The 14,789-nt window shown below is 65.9% G+C and carries 12 protein-coding genes; 4 read left to right on the plus strand and 8 right to left on the minus strand.

The features are described from left to right. Positions 1-146 precede the first annotated feature (146 nt). Positions 147-1,631, plus strand: coding sequence for a sensor domain-containing diguanylate cyclase (locus OSH10_RS09760; protein WP_266331475.1), 1,485 nt, complete (start codon positions 147-149; stop codon positions 1,629-1,631). A 167-nt stretch (positions 1,632-1,798) separates the two neighbouring features. Next, positions 1,799-2,425 (plus strand): hypothetical protein, encoded by a 627-nt coding sequence (locus OSH10_RS09765; protein ID WP_266331476.1) that lies wholly within the window; start codon positions 1,799-1,801, stop codon positions 2,423-2,425. A gap of 65 nt (positions 2,426-2,490) precedes the next feature. Here the strand turns inward: OSH10_RS09765 and OSH10_RS09770 are convergent, their stop codons facing one another. The 5 genes from OSH10_RS09770 to OSH10_RS09790 form a co-directional block, all read right to left on the minus strand. Further along, positions 2,491-3,267 carry an SDR family oxidoreductase gene (locus tag OSH10_RS09770; RefSeq protein ID WP_266331477.1) on the minus strand — a complete coding sequence of 259 codons (777 nt, stop codon included), beginning with the start codon at positions 3,265-3,267 and terminating at the stop codon, positions 2,491-2,493. A gap of 8 nt (positions 3,268-3,275) precedes the next feature. Next, complete coding sequence (locus OSH10_RS09775; protein WP_266331478.1) at positions 3,276-4,451, minus strand: enolase C-terminal domain-like protein; 1,176 nt, start codon at positions 4,449-4,451, stop codon at positions 3,276-3,278. Between the two features lie 10 nt (positions 4,452-4,461). Beyond that, positions 4,462-5,412 carry an L-arabinose ABC transporter permease AraH gene (gene araH, locus OSH10_RS09780; RefSeq protein WP_266331479.1) on the minus strand — a complete coding sequence of 317 codons (951 nt, stop codon included), beginning with the start codon at positions 5,410-5,412 and terminating at the stop codon, positions 4,462-4,464. After that, positions 5,412-6,932: an L-arabinose ABC transporter ATP-binding protein AraG gene (araG, locus tag OSH10_RS09785; RefSeq protein WP_266331480.1), complete on the minus strand. Its 1,521-nt coding sequence runs from the start codon at positions 6,930-6,932 to the stop codon at positions 5,412-5,414. The genes araH and araG overlap by 1 nt, the downstream gene beginning before the upstream one ends. 72 nt (positions 6,933-7,004) lie before the next feature. Beyond that, a complete protein-coding gene (locus OSH10_RS09790; RefSeq protein ID WP_266331481.1) occupies positions 7,005-7,988 on the minus strand; it encodes an arabinose ABC transporter substrate-binding protein in 984 nt (327 codons plus the stop codon). 189 nt (positions 7,989-8,177) lie between these two features. Between OSH10_RS09790 and OSH10_RS09795 the strand changes: the two genes are divergently transcribed. Then, a complete protein-coding gene (locus tag OSH10_RS09795) occupies positions 8,178-8,930 on the plus strand; it encodes a FadR/GntR family transcriptional regulator (protein WP_266331482.1) in 753 nt (250 codons plus the stop codon). Between the two features lie 37 nt (positions 8,931-8,967). Here the strand turns inward: OSH10_RS09795 and OSH10_RS09800 are convergent, their stop codons facing one another. Further along, on the minus strand, positions 8,968-9,807 hold the full coding sequence (locus OSH10_RS09800; RefSeq protein WP_266331483.1) for an SDR family oxidoreductase: 840 nt from the start codon (positions 9,805-9,807) through the stop codon (positions 8,968-8,970). A 127-nt stretch (positions 9,808-9,934) separates the two neighbouring features. On the opposite strand from OSH10_RS09800, the gene OSH10_RS09805 reads away from it, so the two are divergent. Then, positions 9,935-10,321, plus strand: coding sequence for a winged helix-turn-helix transcriptional regulator (locus OSH10_RS09805; protein WP_266331484.1), 387 nt, complete (start codon positions 9,935-9,937; stop codon positions 10,319-10,321). A gap of 90 nt (positions 10,322-10,411) precedes the next feature. Here OSH10_RS09805 and OSH10_RS09810 read toward each other — a convergent pair whose 3' ends face one another. Together OSH10_RS09810 and OSH10_RS09815 are read right to left on the minus strand one after the other, a co-directional pair. After that, positions 10,412-11,545 carry a ribonucleotide-diphosphate reductase subunit beta gene (locus OSH10_RS09810; protein ID WP_266331485.1) on the minus strand — a complete coding sequence of 378 codons (1,134 nt, stop codon included), beginning with the start codon at positions 11,543-11,545 and terminating at the stop codon, positions 10,412-10,414. 270 nt (positions 11,546-11,815) lie between these two features. Then, the gene (locus OSH10_RS09815) at positions 11,816-14,758 is read right to left on the minus strand and encodes a ribonucleoside-diphosphate reductase subunit alpha (protein WP_266331486.1); all 2,943 of its coding nucleotides are present in this window, start codon (positions 14,756-14,758) and stop codon (positions 11,816-11,818) included. Positions 14,759-14,789: the final 31 nt, after the last annotated feature.

Genomic DNA, 14,789 nt, shown 5'->3' on the forward strand with positions numbered 1-14,789 from the left:
GCGACACCGGGTCGCACGGCGCTCGGAAGAAACATTTAGGCTATAGCAACCAAATATGCCGTACGGTGACCCTGCTTGCTACTCTGGGCCGGGTCAACCAGAGGGTTGCGTTGGATTGACCCGTCATAACGAACCGGGTTGATCTAATGCAGTGTGAGCCGAGCACGGACGGCAAGATGTTCGATATCGCGCCGGTTTCGCTGTGGGAAGAAGACTACAGTCGACTCAAGGCCCTGTTCGTCGAGTGGCGGGAAGCGGGTGTAACCGATCTCGGCGCCTATCTGCGCGCCGACCTTTCCCGCGTGAACACCTGCTCGAGCCGCCTGCAGGTGCTCCGGGTCAACCGGAAGACGCTGTCGCTGTTTGAAGCCGACAACCTCGCCCACCTCGTCGACAATCTCGACCGGGTGTTTCGCGACGACATGCTGCATGCCCATATCGAAGAACTCGTGCAGCTGTGGAATGGCCAGACCGAATTCACCAGCCACACGGTCAATTACACACTGGGTGGGAGGCGCCTGGATATCCAGCTGAAGGGCACCATCGTGCCCGGCTACGAGACAGGCTGGGAGCGCGTGCTGGTCGCGATCGAGGATGTCACCGAGCGCGAGACGGCGCGCCGCAGCCTCGCCCTGAGCGAGGAATATGCCCGTGGCCTGTTCCACCATTCGCCGGTCTCGCTCTGGGTCGAGGATTTTTCCAGCGTCAAGCGGCTGATCGACGAGATCCGGCTGAAGGGCATCATCGATTTCCGCGTCTTCACCGACGTGCATCCGGAATTCGTCACGCGCTGCATGAGCGAGATCCGCGTCATCGACGTCAATCGCCATACGCTGGAACTCTTCGGCGCGACCGACCTTCCGACGCTTCTGCTGGGGCTCGGAGACATCTTCCGCGACGGCATGAACCGACCGTTCCGGGAACAACTGATCGACCTGTGGGACGGCAAGCTGTTCCAGCAGCGCGAGGTGGTGAATTATGCACTCGACGGCAAGGAACTGCATCTCCTCATGCAATTCTCCGTCCTGCCTGGCCATGAACACGACTGGTCGCTGGTTCAGGTCGCGCTCACCGACATCACCGCCCGAAAGGCGGCCGAGGCCTATCTGGAATTCCTCGGCAAGCACGATGTCCTGACCAAGCTCTACAACCGTTCCTTCTTCGTCGATGAACTGAACCGGCTGCGCCGCAACGGTCCCACGCCGATCTCGATCATCGTCGCCGACCTGAACGGGTTGAAGGCGGCCAATGACCAGTGGGGCCACGCGGCGGGCGACGAATTGCTGCGCCGGGCCGGGGAAGTTCTGGGCAAGCTGGTGACGACGCCGGCCCACTCGGCCCGCATTGGCGGCGACGAGTTCGCCATTCTGCTGCCGGGCACGGACGAGGCGGGGGCGGAGAAGACGATCTACGACATCCGCCGCCTCGTCGACCTCAACAACCAGTATTATTCCGGCAGCACGCTGAGCCTTTCGCTCGGCGCGGCGACCAGCACGGCCGGAGAAGCGCTCGAAGACGTGGTCAAGCGGGCCGACGCGCGCATGTACGAGGAGAAGCACCAGTATTACGGCCTGACGCCGCTGGAGAGCCGCCGCGAAGCGGCGCTCGCCGAGGCCGGGCAGCAATCCTGAGACGCGGCGAGTTCGCGGCGTCCACAGTCCACTGTGGACAGACCGTCGCGCCCCGGCTTCTGCTGCAGCGCCGCGACGCTCGGTGCCTATAAGATGCCGGTGTAGGATGCGGCAATGCAACCGGCTGATGGCGTCACGGAACGCCGGCGCGAATGGAGGAAAGCAAGATGACCCAGCCTGGCAACGATACCACCGACGGCGAAATCGGCTACCAGGAGCGTGAGGCCGTCGCTGTCTTCGACAGCGAGAAGGCCCTGAACGCAGCCGTCGATGCCTTGATGCAATATGGCCTCCGCCAGAAGGACCTCAGCGTCCTCGCGCCGTCCGAGAAGCTCTCCGCGTCCAATCCCACCACCGCGCTCGAAGACAAGGACGACGCCGCCCGCGCGGCCTACGTGACCCCGGATTCGCGCGTCGAGGGCCTGGCGGCCCTGACCGGCGGCCCGGCCCTCGTCACCGGCCTCGGCGCGGCGCTCGTCGCCGGCACGGTCGGCCTGGCACTGATCCCGACACTGGCGGTCACGATCGGCGGCGCCGCCGCGACCGGATCGGTCGGCTTCATGCTGTCGCGCATCTTCGGCCGCAAACATGCCGACGCCATTCAGCAGCAGCTCGCCAATGGCGGCATGCTGCTCTGGGTCCATGCCCCGGACACCAAGGACGACGCGAAGATCCTCGAGATCCTGAACCAGAATGGCGGCCGCGACGCCCATATCCACGTCGTGCATCGCAACTGGGGCGTTGACGAGGTGCCGTTCAAGGACGCGAACCCGGACCCGCTGCTGAAGCTGTAACGGCCGATCCTGCCCTTACATTCGACCCACGGCCGGCCATGCAGCGCATCGCCGGCCGTTTTGTTTCAGTCGTGATAGACGACCGACCGACCGCCATCCATCGTCAGCACCGAGCCGGTGCTGAACGCGGATTCGTCGCTGGCCAGATAGACGGCAGCGAACGCCACCTGCTGCGGCGTGCCGATGCGGCGGACCGGGATCTGCCCCTCGATCCGGCTGCGGGCCGCGGCCGGATCGGGAAATTCGGCCAGCCAGTCCCTGACCTTGTCCGTCTCGATATAGCCCGGCGCGATCGCGTTGATGCGGATGCCCTTCGGCGCATAGTCCACGGCGAGAGAACGGGTCAGGCCGAGCAGACCATGCTTCGCCACCGGATAGGGGAAGGTGCCGGGGATGATGGCGAAGGCATGGGTCGAGGCGATGTTGACGATCGAACCCTGCCCCGCCTTCAGCATGCCGGGCAGCACGGCGCGGATCATGTGCCAGGCGCCTTCGAGATTGACCGCCATGCAGCGCTGCCACGCTTCGTCGGTCAGTTCCATCGGATCGGCGAAGACATTGATGCCGGCATTGTTGACCAGCACGTCGACCCGGCCATAGCGCGTCAGCACGGCCTCGACGGCGGCCTCGACCGAGGCACGCACGCCGATATTCGCCTCCGCCGTCACGACGGTGGCGCCCGCTTCCGCCATCTCGGCCGCGAAGGCGGCGAGCGCCGGACCATCGATGTCAACCAGCCCCAGCGAGGCCCCCTCGGCGGCGAACTGGCGGGCGATGGCGGCGCCGATGCCGCGCGCCGCCCCAGTGACGATGGCGATCTTGTTTTCCAGGCGAGCGGTCATTTTGGATCCTACCAGTCGACGATGGTGCCGTCGGGCAGCACGGCTTCGCGAGTCGGGAACGGCTCCTGCTTCCAGGGATGCTTCGCGGCAACCGCCAGATCGACCTCGACGCCGAGGCCCGGCGCCTGCGGGATCTGCCACGCGCCGTCGACGCGCTCGATCGGTCCCTGCACCACCTCGAAATACCACGGCACCGCGCCGGTCATCTCCTCCTGGATGATGAAATTCGGCGTGGCGATATCGAAATGCAGCGCCGCGACGCCGGCGATCGGCCCGAGCGGATTGTGCGGGGCAAGGCCGATGCCCGCCACTTCGGCCAGCGCCGCGATCCGTCGCGCCTCGCTGAAGCCGCCGCAATGGCAGAGGTCCGGCTGCGCCACGGTCATGGTCCGCGCCTCGATATAGGGCGCGAATTCGGCTGCGCTGGTCAGGCGCTCGCCATGCGCGATCGGCACCGGCGAGGCATCGGCGATCACCTTCATCGAGGCGACGTCGCCGGGCGGAATCGGCTCCTCGGCGAACATGACGCCGAACGGCTCCAGCGCGCGCAGATAGGAAAGCGCCGCGCCGGCCGAGGCGCAGCGGCCGTGGAAATCGACCATCAGTTCGATCTCCGGCCCGACCGCCTCGCGCAGCGCGCCCATGCTTTTCACGAAATCATCGATCGCCGAAGGGGTCGCCGTGTAGTGGGTGTAGGGTACGTTGACGACCTTCATCGCCTTGTAGCCCTGCTCCTTCACCGCGAGACCACGCTCGACCAGCGAGGAGGCGTCCATCGAATGATAGACGGCATCCATCTGGCCGAGGCCGAGATGGGTGTAGATCGGCACGCGGTCGCGCACCCTGCCGCCGAACAGGCGCCAGACCGGCACGCCGAGCGACTTGCCGAGAATGTCCCAAAGGGCCATCTCGATGCCGGACAGCGCGGTCATGCCGATGACGCCCAGCGGCTGCCAGAAGCCGTGCTTCTTCATCGCGCGCACGGCGTGCTCGATGTCGCGCGGGTCGAGGCCGAGCAGGATCGGCTCGAGGTCGGCGATGGCGCCGACGATCGCGCGCGCCTTCCATTCCAGCGTCGCCTCACCCCAGCCATAGAGGCCCGGCTGGTCGGTCAGGACGCGGACGAACACCCAGTTCCGCATCTCCGCATTGACGACATGCGTCTCAATCCTAGTGATCTTCATGGATGAGGTCCTAGCGCCGGCCGAGCGAACGGGAGCGCAGATTGTCGAGAAGAACCGCGAGCAACAGGATCAGGCCGCGCACGACATACTGGTAGAAGGCCTGGATGTTGAGCAGGTTCATGACGTTCTCGGCAATGCCCAGGATGAGCACGCCGACGATGACGCCGGTGATCGCCGCGCGGCCGCCGGCGAGCGACACGCCGCCGAGCACGCAGGCCGAGATGACCGAGAGCTCCAGCCCGGTCGCCGCATTGGGCTGGCCCGAGGTGATACGCGAGGCGAGCAGGATGCCGGCGATGGCGCAGACCAGTCCCTGCAGCGTGAAGATCCAGATCCGCATCCAGTCGACATTGACGCCGGCCAGCCGCGAAGCCTCGGGATTGCCGCCGATCGCCAGCGTGTTGCGGCCGAAGACGGTGCGGTTCAGCACGAAGCCGAAGATGACGAACAGCGCGACCATCACCCAGATGGGCGTCGGCACGCCCAGGAACTTCGACAAGGCGAGCTGGTAGAACGACGCGTCCTTGATGCCGACGGCGCGGCCATCCGACGAGATCAGCGCCAGGCCGCGCACGATCTGCATGGTGGCGAGCGTCGTGATCAGCGCGTTGATCTTCAGCTTGGCGATGACGACGCCGTTGACGAAGCCGACAAAGGTGCCGAAACCGACGGCGATCAGCAGGCCGAGCGGGATCGAGCCGGTGGCGTTCGAGGCCATCACGGCGACCATGCCGGAAAAGGCAACGATCGAGCCGACCGAAAGGTCGAAGTCGCGCGAGGCCAGGCAGAACATCATCGTGCAGGCGACGATGCCGATGGTGACGACCGACTGCAGCAGGCCGAGCATGTTGCGTTCGGTCAGGAAGTTCGGGACCGTCAGCGACACCACCGCGAAGGCGATGGCGAAGATCACGACGAGGCCCTGCTCGCCGAGCAGGATGCGTTTCAGGGAACCGGTCATCAGGAAACCTTCTGGATGGGTTCGGCGGCAGAGCGGTCCGGCAGCGCGGCCGCGAGAATGGCGCGTTCGTTGAATTCGGGACGATCGAAGGTGGCGGCGATGCCGCCGCCGCACATGACGGCGACGCGATCGGAAATGCCCATCACCTCCGGCAGCTCGCTCGACACGACGACGATGGCGAGGCCCTTTTCGGCCAGCGAATAGAGCAGGTCGTAGATCTCCGCCTTGGCGCCGACGTCGATGCCGCGCGTCGGCTCGTCGACGATCAGCACCTTGACGTTCTCCTCCGCCAGCCAGCGGGCAAGGATCACCTTCTGCTGGTTGCCGCCGGACAGGTTGACGATGTCCTGCTTGCGCGACGGGGTGCGGATGCGCAGGCTCTGGATGAAGCCATCCGCCAGCGCCGCTTCCTTGCCGAGATTGAGGATGCCGAAGGGCGAGAAATGCCGCCGCGCCGAAATCGAGATGTTGTCGGAAACCGAGCGGCCCTGCACGATGCCGTCGAACTTGCGGTCCTCCGGGCAGAGCACGAGCCCGGCGCGGATCGACTGCCGCGGATCGCTGGCTGCGACCGGCCTGCCGTCGATCGAGACGCTGCCGGCGGCGCGGGAATCGGCGCCATAGACCAGGCGCATCAACTCGCTGCGGCCGGCGCCGACCAGGCCAAAGAAGCCGAGGATTTCCCCGGAGCGCGCCTCGAAGCTGACCGGCTTCGGCAGGCGGGTGCCGGAGAGCCCGGCGACCTTGAGGCGGACCTCGCCGATGGCGCGACCGCGCCAGCCCCAGATGTCGCTGATCTCACGGCCGACCATCTCGGACACGATCTGGTCGCGCGTCACGCCTTCCATCGTCGCGTGATGAGCGGCAAGCCGGCCGTCGCGCAGCACGGTGCAGCCATCGCAGAGGCGGAAGATCTCGTCGAGGCGGTGCGAGATGTAGAGGATCACCTTGCCCTGCCCGCGCAGGCGGTCGATCAGCCTGAACAGGATCTCGCTCTCGCGCGAGGAGAGCGACGAGGTCGGCTCGTCCAGCGCGATGACGCGGGCATCCTGCATCACCGCCTTGGCGATCTCGATCATCTGCCGCTCGCCGATCGACAAAGCCGCGACCTTGGTGCGCGGATCGACGTCGATGCCGATGTCCCGGAGCTTGCTGCCGACATCCTCGACCAGTTCGCGGAAGCTGATGACGCCGGCCTTGGCCGGGAAATGGCCGAGCCGCAGGTTCTCGGCGACCGTCAGGCCGGGCACGAGCTGCAATTCCTGGTGCACGACGGTCACGCGGGCAGCGAAGGCGTCGCGGGTCGAATGAAAGTTCTGGGCGGCGCCCTCGATCCGGATTTCGCCCGTATCGGCGCGCGTATCGCCAGAAAGGATCTTGATCAGGGTCGACTTGCCGGCGCCGTTCTCGCCCATCAGGCCGTGAACCCGGCCCTTGCCGATGCCGAAGGAGATATCCGACAGCGCCTGAACGCCGGGGTATCCCTTGGAGATATTGGAGAATTCTAGAAAGTGCGTCATGTCCCGACCCTCCCCGCAAACGAGAACCGGCGGCGGAACGGATCCGCCGCCGGAATATCCGAGGCCGCGTGACTATTCGATGCCGAGATCCTTGCGGACGGCTTCGTAATTGTCGCGAAGGGCGAGCTGGCCGGCGGTGAGCGTCAGCGCCGGGGGCGCCTTGTCGTTGGCGATCCAGTCATACATGTTCACCGCCGTCTCGTAGCCGTGGCGCTTTGGCGAGATGATGACGGTGCCGACGAAGCCGGTGGCATCGGCCTTCTTGAACTCGTTGATCGCCGATTCGGCGCCACCGATGCCGACGCCGATGACGTTGGCGGCCGGGATGCCGACGCTTTCGGTCGCGCGGACGGCGCCGAGCACGGCTTCGTCGTTGAGGCCGAAGGCGACCCAGTTCTTGATGTCGGCATGCTTGTTGAGCACGACGGTGGCGGCGTTCAGAGCCGCTTCCGTGTCGGTCTTGGCCTGCGGCGCATCGAAGATGTTCTCGGCCGGGAAGCCGGCGGCCTTCAGCGCCGCGATGGCGCCATCGACGCGGTCGACGGCGGTCGGCAGCTGGTCATAGGAGACGCGGATCGCGCCCACCGTCTTCGGGTCCCAGCCGCGCTTCTGGATCTCGGCCGCGATCGCCTCGCCAACGGCCTCGCCGATCTTGGTGGCCGAGATGCCCATATGCGGCACGGCTTCGAGCGGCTTGCCATCGGCATCGACCAGGCGGTCGTCGACGGTCATGACCTTCAGGCCATTGGCCTCGGCCTTGGCGACGATGCCCGGGCCGAGCTTGACGTCCGGGGTGCAGACGATGAAGCCCTGCGCGCCCTGGGCGCCCAGATTGTCGATCGCCGACTGCAGCTTCTCGCCGTCCTCGGCGCCGATCTTGACGAGGGTGAAGCCCTTCTCCTTGGCCGCGACCTCGGCGAACTTCCACTCGTCCTGGAACCAGGGCTCTTCCGGCTGCTTGACGATGAAGCCGATCTTGACGTCGGCGGCATAGGCCGACGACAGGGCGATCATCACGGCTGCACCAGCCATGATGGCACTCTTCCAAAGGCGCATTGTTCTCTCTCCCACGAGAATTCGTTCCACCGCCTCCGAGCGGGGGTGAGAATCCATATTTCGAATCATCATACCCGTCAACTTTTGTTGTATGATTATATAAGCGCAGGTTCCGCCCTTGATCCCGTGGCAGCCGCATGGGATTGGCAGGGAGCCGATCCCAGAATGACGACACCCGAACCGAGTCCGATGACGAGCCCAGCCGATACCACCGCCGAGACGGGTGCCGACACGCTTGTCCGCCGCGCCAAGCCGCGCGTACAGAAGGAGATCATCGCGACGCTGGCGCGCGCCATCGCCTCCGGCCGCTTTCCGCCCCACAGCAATCTGCCGCGCGAAAACGACCTCTGCGCCGAATTCGGCGTCAGCCGGACGGTGATTCGCGAGGCCTTGAAGGTGCTGGAGTCAAAGGGGCTGGTGCGCGGTCGTCCGCGCGTCGGCACCACGGTGCGCGACAAGGAGGACTGGAACCTCCTCGATCCCGACATCGTCGACTGGATGGGGACGGGATTTCTGGATCCGGCGCTGCTGATGTCGATCCTGGAGGCGCGGCGCGCCATCGAGCCGGCGGCCGCGGCCCTGGCCGCGACCCGCGCCACCACCCAGGAGATCGCCGATCTCGACCACGCCTGGCAGCGCATGGCCGGCGCCGTCGACGACGAGGCCTTCACGGAAGCGGATGTGGCGTTCCACACCGTGCTCCTGAAGGCGAGCCACAACCGCGTCTTCGCGCAGTTCTCGGGCCTGATCCACGCCGCGATGCAGCGCGCGCTCGGCGCGTCCAATCGCTCGGTCGCCAACCACGAGGAAGCGCTTCGCGTACATCACTGGCTGGTCGAGGCGCTGCGCCTTCGCGACGAGCCGGGAGCCCGCCAGGCCGTCAACGCCATCCTCGACCTTGCCGAACGCGATCTCCGCGCCGCCGCCGCGGCGGAGAGCTGATGGCCGGCAGCCAGGCTGCCGGCCCGTTTTCAATCGGTCAGGCCGTCAGGGCAGCGGCGTTGTCAGCCGCGTAGGTCGCGACCGAACGCGGCGCCTGGCCGGTGAGGGTCTCGACATCCTTCGTCACCACGGCCGTCCAGCCCTGGCGCACCGGATAGAAGATCGAAGTCAGCAGGCCGGCATAATCGGCCGACACGCCGGCGCCGGTCAGCAAGGCGATGAAGGCGTCATCCTCGACCGGCTTGTAGACGACCGGCTTGCCGACCACGCCCGACAGGATTTCTGCCGCGTCGGCATAACCCAGCGCCTCGGGGCCGGTCAGGTTGAAGGCGCGGCCGTCGAAGCGATCCGTGGTCAGCGCCGCAGCGGCACTCTCGGCGATGTCGCGCACATCGATGAAGCTCGACTTGCCATCCGCCGCCGGTACGGCGATCACGCCATGGTCGAGCCCGGCCTTCCAGTAGGTGTGGAAATTGTCGGCGAACCAGTTCGGCCGCAGAATCACATAGGGCACGCCGGATTTTTCGATGGCGATCTCGACCTGGCGATAGGGAATGGAATCGTCGGCCTCGACGCCGAAGACGCTCTGGAACACGATCTTGACGTGGCGCGCGGCCGCCGCCTCGACCACCGGCAACAGCATCTCCTTCACCGCGACATAGCCGGCGGGCAGCATCAGATAGAGACGGTCGACGCCCTCGAAGGCCGCCGCCACGCTCGCCGGATCGGCGTAGTCGAAGGCGACGCCCTCGGCGCCCTCGACCGGCTTGCCGGAACGCGACGCGGCCTTGACCGCCTCGCCCTTCGCCAGCAGCGCCTTGACCAGCGGACGGCCGACATTGCCGGTGGCGCCGAGCACGAGGATCTTGTTCGTCATCTCTTCCATCCTAGTTTCATTTGGAAACCTTGTTTCTATTTGCTACATACCGCCGATCGAGACGAGGCAAAAGAGAGCACTTTTGGCTCACATGGTTTCCTCCGGGATACCGGGGCGGGAGAACGCGATGGAAACGACGACGCTGCAGCGCGCCTATGACGTCTATGAGGATCGCTGCCCCACCCGGCTGGTGCTGGACCGGATCGCCGACAAATGGGCGCTCTTGATCCTCGACCGGCTGCAGGGCGAGCCGGTGCGCTTCAACCACATCCGGCGCGACATCAAGGGCATCTCGCAGAAGGTGCTGTCGCAGACGCTGAAGAAGCTGGAGCGCGACGGGCTGGTCTCGCGCACCGTCTTCGCCACCGTGCCGGTGACGGTCGAATATGCGCTGACGCCGCTTGGCCAGACGCTGACCGAAACGGTGGCGACGCTGGCCCACTGGGCCGAGCGCAACATGGACGCCGTACTGACGGCACAGCGCACCTATGACGCGGCGGCGGAGCTGCGCTGAGGCTGCTCCTTCTTGAACCTCCCCCTCAAGGGGAGGGTTCAAGCATCCCGTCCTTCTGAAAGGAAGGGCACGCGACTTCGTCGCGAATCCTCAATCCCAGGCGAGCGCGCCGCCGTTCTGGTATTCGATGACGCGGGTCTCGAAGAAGTTCTTCTCCTTCTTGAGATCCATCGCCTCCGACATCCAGGGGAACGGGTTTTCCGTCTCCGGGAACACCGGCGCGAGGCCGAGCTGGGCGCAGCGGCGGTTGGCGATGAAGTGCATGTAGCTCTCGCAGAGCGCCGCATTCAGGCCGAGGAAGCCGCGCGGCATGGTATCGCGGCCATAGGACGCCTCGAGCTCCGCCGCCTCGCGGATCATCGAACGCAGCTCGTCCTGGAACGTAGCCGTCCAGAGATGCGGGTTTTCCGCCTTGATCTGGTTGATGACATCGATGCCGAAGTTCAGGTGGATGCTCTCGTCGCGCAGGATGTACTGGTACTGCTCGGCGATGCCGACCATCTTGTTGCGTCGGCCGAGCGACAGGATCTGCGCGAAGCCGGTGTAGAACCACATGCCCTCGAAGATGACGTAGAAGGCGACGAGGTCGCGCAGGAACGCCTGGTCGGTCTCCGGCGTGCCGGTCTTGAAGTCGGGATCGTCGAGATGCTGGGTGTGCTTCAGCGCCCAGGCGGCCTTGTCGGTGATCGACGGCACTTCCCGGTACATGTTGAACAGCTCGCCCTCGTCGAGGCCGAGGCTTTCGACGATGTACTGGAAGGTATGCGTGTGCACCGCCTCTTCAAAGGCCTGGCGCAGCAAGTACTGCCGGCATTCCGGATTGGTCAGGTGGCGGTAGATCGCCAGCACGATGTTGTTGGCAACGAGGGATTCCGAGGCAGCGAAGAAGCCGAGATTGCGCTTAATGGCGCGACGCTCGTCCTCGGTCAGCCCGTCCTTCGACTTCCAGAGCGCGATGTCGGCCTGCATCGAGACCTCGGTCGGCATCCAGTGATTGTTGCAGCCGGCGAGGTACTTTTCCCAGGCCCAGCGATATTTGAGCGGCAGCAACTGGTTCACGTCGGCGCGGCAATTGATCATCGCCTTGTCGTCGACGGAGACCCGGCCGCCAGCGCGGTCGATGGCGCCGAGGCCGGTGGCGTCAGCAGCCGGTTCACCCTGCCCGGCCGCCGCGAAAGGCGCGCCCGGGGCGGGAGCGGATTTGGGTTCGGACCAATCGAGCATGGTCAACTCCTTGGAATTCTGATGGCGCAGCCTTGGAAAGGCGCAGCAAGACAAGTCTTCACCCCTCCCATGGGGAGAGGTCGAAAGCACTAGCGAAAAGCCCCTCACCCCAGCCCTCTCCCGCAAGCGGGAGAGGGGGAAAGCGAGACGCAGCCTCCTCATCGGCACCGGCTGAAAGCCCTCTCCAGCTTTCGAGAGAGGGTTGGGTGAGGGTCTTGCTTGCGTACCGATTCCTGAAGCTCGGCATCACAAGTGCAAGACCCCTCCCGCCTACTGGCAGGCTTCGCAGTCGGGGTCGTCGATGGAGCACGCCTGGCCCCAGGCCTCGCCGATCGGGACGGCGATCGGTGCCGGCGCCAGCTTCGCGGCCGGCATGACGATCGGCGCGGCAGCGACCGGGGCGGTGGCGAGCACGGCCGAGACCGCGTTGAGCTTGCCGTCCGTGCCCTTCAGCGTCGACTTCTCGACATGCGTCGCGGAGCGCGAGCGCAGGTAATAGGTCGTCTTCAGCCCGCGCTGCCAGGCCAGGCGATAGAGCGCGTCGAGCTTCTTGCCCGAGGGATTGGCGATGTAGAGGTTGAGCGACTGCGCCTGGTCGATCCACTTCTGCCGCCGCGCCGCCGCCTCGATCAGCCATGCCGAGTCGATCTCGAAGGCGGTCGCGTAGAGCGCCTTCAGATCGTCCGGGATGCGGTCGATCGGGCCGATGCTGCCGTCGAAATATTTGAGATCCGACACCATCACCTCGTCCCAGAGGCCGCGCGCCTTGAGATCATGCACCAGCGCCGCGTTCACCACGGTGAAGTCGCCCGACATGTTCGATTTGACGAACAGGTTCTGGTAGGCCGGCTCGATCGACTGGGCGACGCCGCAGATGTTGGAGATCGTCGCCGTCGGCGCGATCGCCATGGTGTTGGAATTGCGCATGCCGACCGTCTTGACCCGCTCGCGCAGGCCTTCCCAGTCGAGCACGGTCGAACGGTCGAGCTCCAGCCCGCCGCGCGCTTCGGCCAGCAGTTCGACGGAATCGATCGGCAGGATGCCCTGCGACCAGAGCGAGCCGTCGAAGCTCGGATAGCGGCCGCGCTCGGCGGCGAGATCGGTCGAAGCCGAGATGGCGTGGAAGGAGATCGCCTCCATGCTCTCGTCGGCGAAGCGGACGGCGGCTTCCGAGGCATAGGGAATGCGCAGCGCCTGCAGCGCGTCCTGGAAGCCCATCAGGCCGAGGCCGACCGGACGGTGACGCAGGTTGGAACGGCGCGCCTCGGGAATGGTGTAGAAATTGATGTCGATGACATTGTCGAGCATCCGCATCGCCGTCTGGACGGTGCGCGCCAGCCGGTCGAGATCGAGGCCGTCGCCAACGATGTGATGGGCGAGGTTGATCGAACCGAGATTGCAGACCGCGACCTCGTCATTCGACGTGTTGAGCGTGATCTCGGTGCAGAGATTGGACGAATGCACGACGCCGGCATGGCGCTGCGGCGAGCGGATGTTGCAGGGATCCTTGAAGGTGATCCAGGGATGCCCGGTCTCGAACAGCATGGTCAGCATGCGGCGCCAGAGGTCGGTCGCCCTGACCTCCTTATGGACGCGCATCTCGCCGCGCTTCGCCTTCGCCTCATAGCCCTCATAGGCGCGCTGGAAGGCGGGGCCGTAGAGATCGTGCAGGTCCGGCGTCTCGTCGGGCGAGAACAGGGTCCAAGGCCCCTCCTCGGCGACGCGCTGCATGAACAGGTCCGGCACCCAGTTGGCGGTGTTCATGTCGTGGGTGCGGCGGCGGTCGTCGCCGGTGTTCTTGCGGAGATCGAGGAATTCCTCGATGTCGACGTGCCACGTCTCGAGATAGGCGCAGACGGCGCCCTTGCGCTTGCCGCCCTGGTTGACGGCGATGGCCGTGTCGTTCGCGACCTTCAGGAACGGCACCACGCCCTGGCTCTCGCCATTCGTGCCCTTGATGTGGGCGCCGAGGCCGCGCACGCGCGACCAGTCATTGCCGAGCCCGCCGGAATACTTTGCCAGCAGCGCATTGTCCTTCACCGACTTGAAGATGCCTTCGAGATCGTCCGGCACCGTCGTCAGGAAGCAGGACGAAAGCTGCGGCCGCAGCGTGCCCGAATTGAACAGGGTCGGCGTCGAGGCCATGAAGTCGAAGGACGACAGCAGATTGTAGAACTCGATCGCCCGCGCCTCGCGATCGATCTCGCGGATCGCCAGGCCCATGGCGACACGCATGAAAAAGGCTTGCGGCAGCTCGATGCGGGTCCCGCCTGTCTGCAGGAAATAGCGGTCATACAGCGTCTGCAGGCCGAGGAACTGGAAGTTCAGGTCGCGCTCGGGTTTTAGCGCAGCGGCGAGGCGGACCAGATCGTAGCGGCCGAGTTCGCCATCGACCAGCTCATGCTCGATGCCAACCCGGATGAAGGCCGGGAAATAATCGGCATAGCGGCCGGCCATCTCGCTCTGCGTCGGCTGGACCGGAAGGCCCTGCACGAACGAGACCGCCTCGGCGCGCAGCATGTCGAGCAGCAGGCGGGCGCTGACAAAGGCGTAGTTGGGCTCGCTCTCGACCAGCGTGCGCGCCGCCATGACGGGCGCCAGCGCCAGTTCGGCCAGCGAGATGCCGTCATACAGATTGCGGCGGGTTTCGGAGAGGATCGCGGCCGCATCAACATCGGCGAGGCCGGCGCAGGCCTCGTCGACGACGAGCCGCAGCCGGCGCTCGTCGAGCGGACGGAGCACGCCATCGGCGCCGCGCACCTTGAGCAGCGGCGCGCCGGCCGGCGCGACCGCCTCGGCGGTGCGTCGGGCGCGGGCACGCTCCTCGCGATACAGAACATAGGCGCGGGCGACCTTGTGGTGCTCGCCGCGCATCAGCGCCAGCTCGACCTGGTCCTGCACGTCCTCGATGTGGAGCGCGCGATCGGAGCCGACGCGGCGCGTCAGCGCGCTGACGATCTGGCCGGTCAGGTCCTCGACGATCTCATGCACACGGCGCGAGGCGGCGGCGCTGTTTCCCTCGACGGCGAGAAACGCCTTGGTCAGCGCGACGGCGATCTTGGACGCGTCGAAATCCGACAGCGAACCGTTGCGGCGGATGACGTGGAACACCGGCGTGGCGACGGCGGACGGCCTGGACGGCGCATTCGCAGGCGCCAGCGACGCATGGGGGGCGACCGGCATGCTGCGGTCCAGATCAATCGTTTCAGACATCGGCTTCAGCCCGGATGTTGGGAGCAAAGGC

The organism is Kaistia defluvii (genome assembly GCF_026343955.1).
Taxonomy (GTDB): Bacteria; Pseudomonadota; Alphaproteobacteria; order Rhizobiales; family Kaistiaceae; genus Kaistia; species Kaistia defluvii.

What these genes read in the sequence shown, in the direction of transcription:
- OSH10_RS09805 (WP_266331484.1), top strand. Translation starts at nt 9,935, where the DNA reads ATGGAAACGACGACGCTGCAGCGCGCCTATGACGTCTATGAGGATCGC.
- OSH10_RS09765 (WP_266331476.1), top strand. Translation starts at nt 1,799, where the DNA reads ATGACCCAGCCTGGCAACGATACCACCGACGGCGAAATCGGCTACCAG.
- araH (WP_266331479.1), bottom strand. Translation starts at nt 5,412, where the DNA reads ATGACCGGTTCCCTGAAACGCATCCTGCTCGGCGAGCAGGGCCTCGTC.
- OSH10_RS09790 (WP_266331481.1), bottom strand. Translation starts at nt 7,988, where the DNA reads ATGCGCCTTTGGAAGAGTGCCATCATGGCTGGTGCAGCCGTGATGATC.
- OSH10_RS09810 (WP_266331485.1), bottom strand. Translation starts at nt 11,545, where the DNA reads ATGCTCGATTGGTCCGAACCCAAATCCGCTCCCGCCCCGGGCGCGCCT.
- OSH10_RS09770 (WP_266331477.1), bottom strand. Translation starts at nt 3,267, where the DNA reads ATGACCGCTCGCCTGGAAAACAAGATCGCCATCGTCACTGGGGCGGCG.
- OSH10_RS09815 (WP_266331486.1), bottom strand. Translation starts at nt 14,758, where the DNA reads ATGTCTGAAACGATTGATCTGGACCGCAGCATGCCGGTCGCCCCCCAT.
- OSH10_RS09775 (WP_266331478.1), bottom strand. Translation starts at nt 4,451, where the DNA reads ATGAAGATCACTAGGATTGAGACGCATGTCGTCAATGCGGAGATGCGG.
- araG (WP_266331480.1), bottom strand. Translation starts at nt 6,932, where the DNA reads ATGACGCACTTTCTAGAATTCTCCAATATCTCCAAGGGATACCCCGGC.
- OSH10_RS09760 (WP_266331475.1), top strand. Translation starts at nt 147, where the DNA reads ATGCAGTGTGAGCCGAGCACGGACGGCAAGATGTTCGATATCGCGCCG.
- OSH10_RS09795 (WP_266331482.1), top strand. Translation starts at nt 8,178, where the DNA reads ATGACGAGCCCAGCCGATACCACCGCCGAGACGGGTGCCGACACGCTT.
- OSH10_RS09800 (WP_266331483.1), bottom strand. Translation starts at nt 9,807, where the DNA reads ATGACGAACAAGATCCTCGTGCTCGGCGCCACCGGCAATGTCGGCCGT.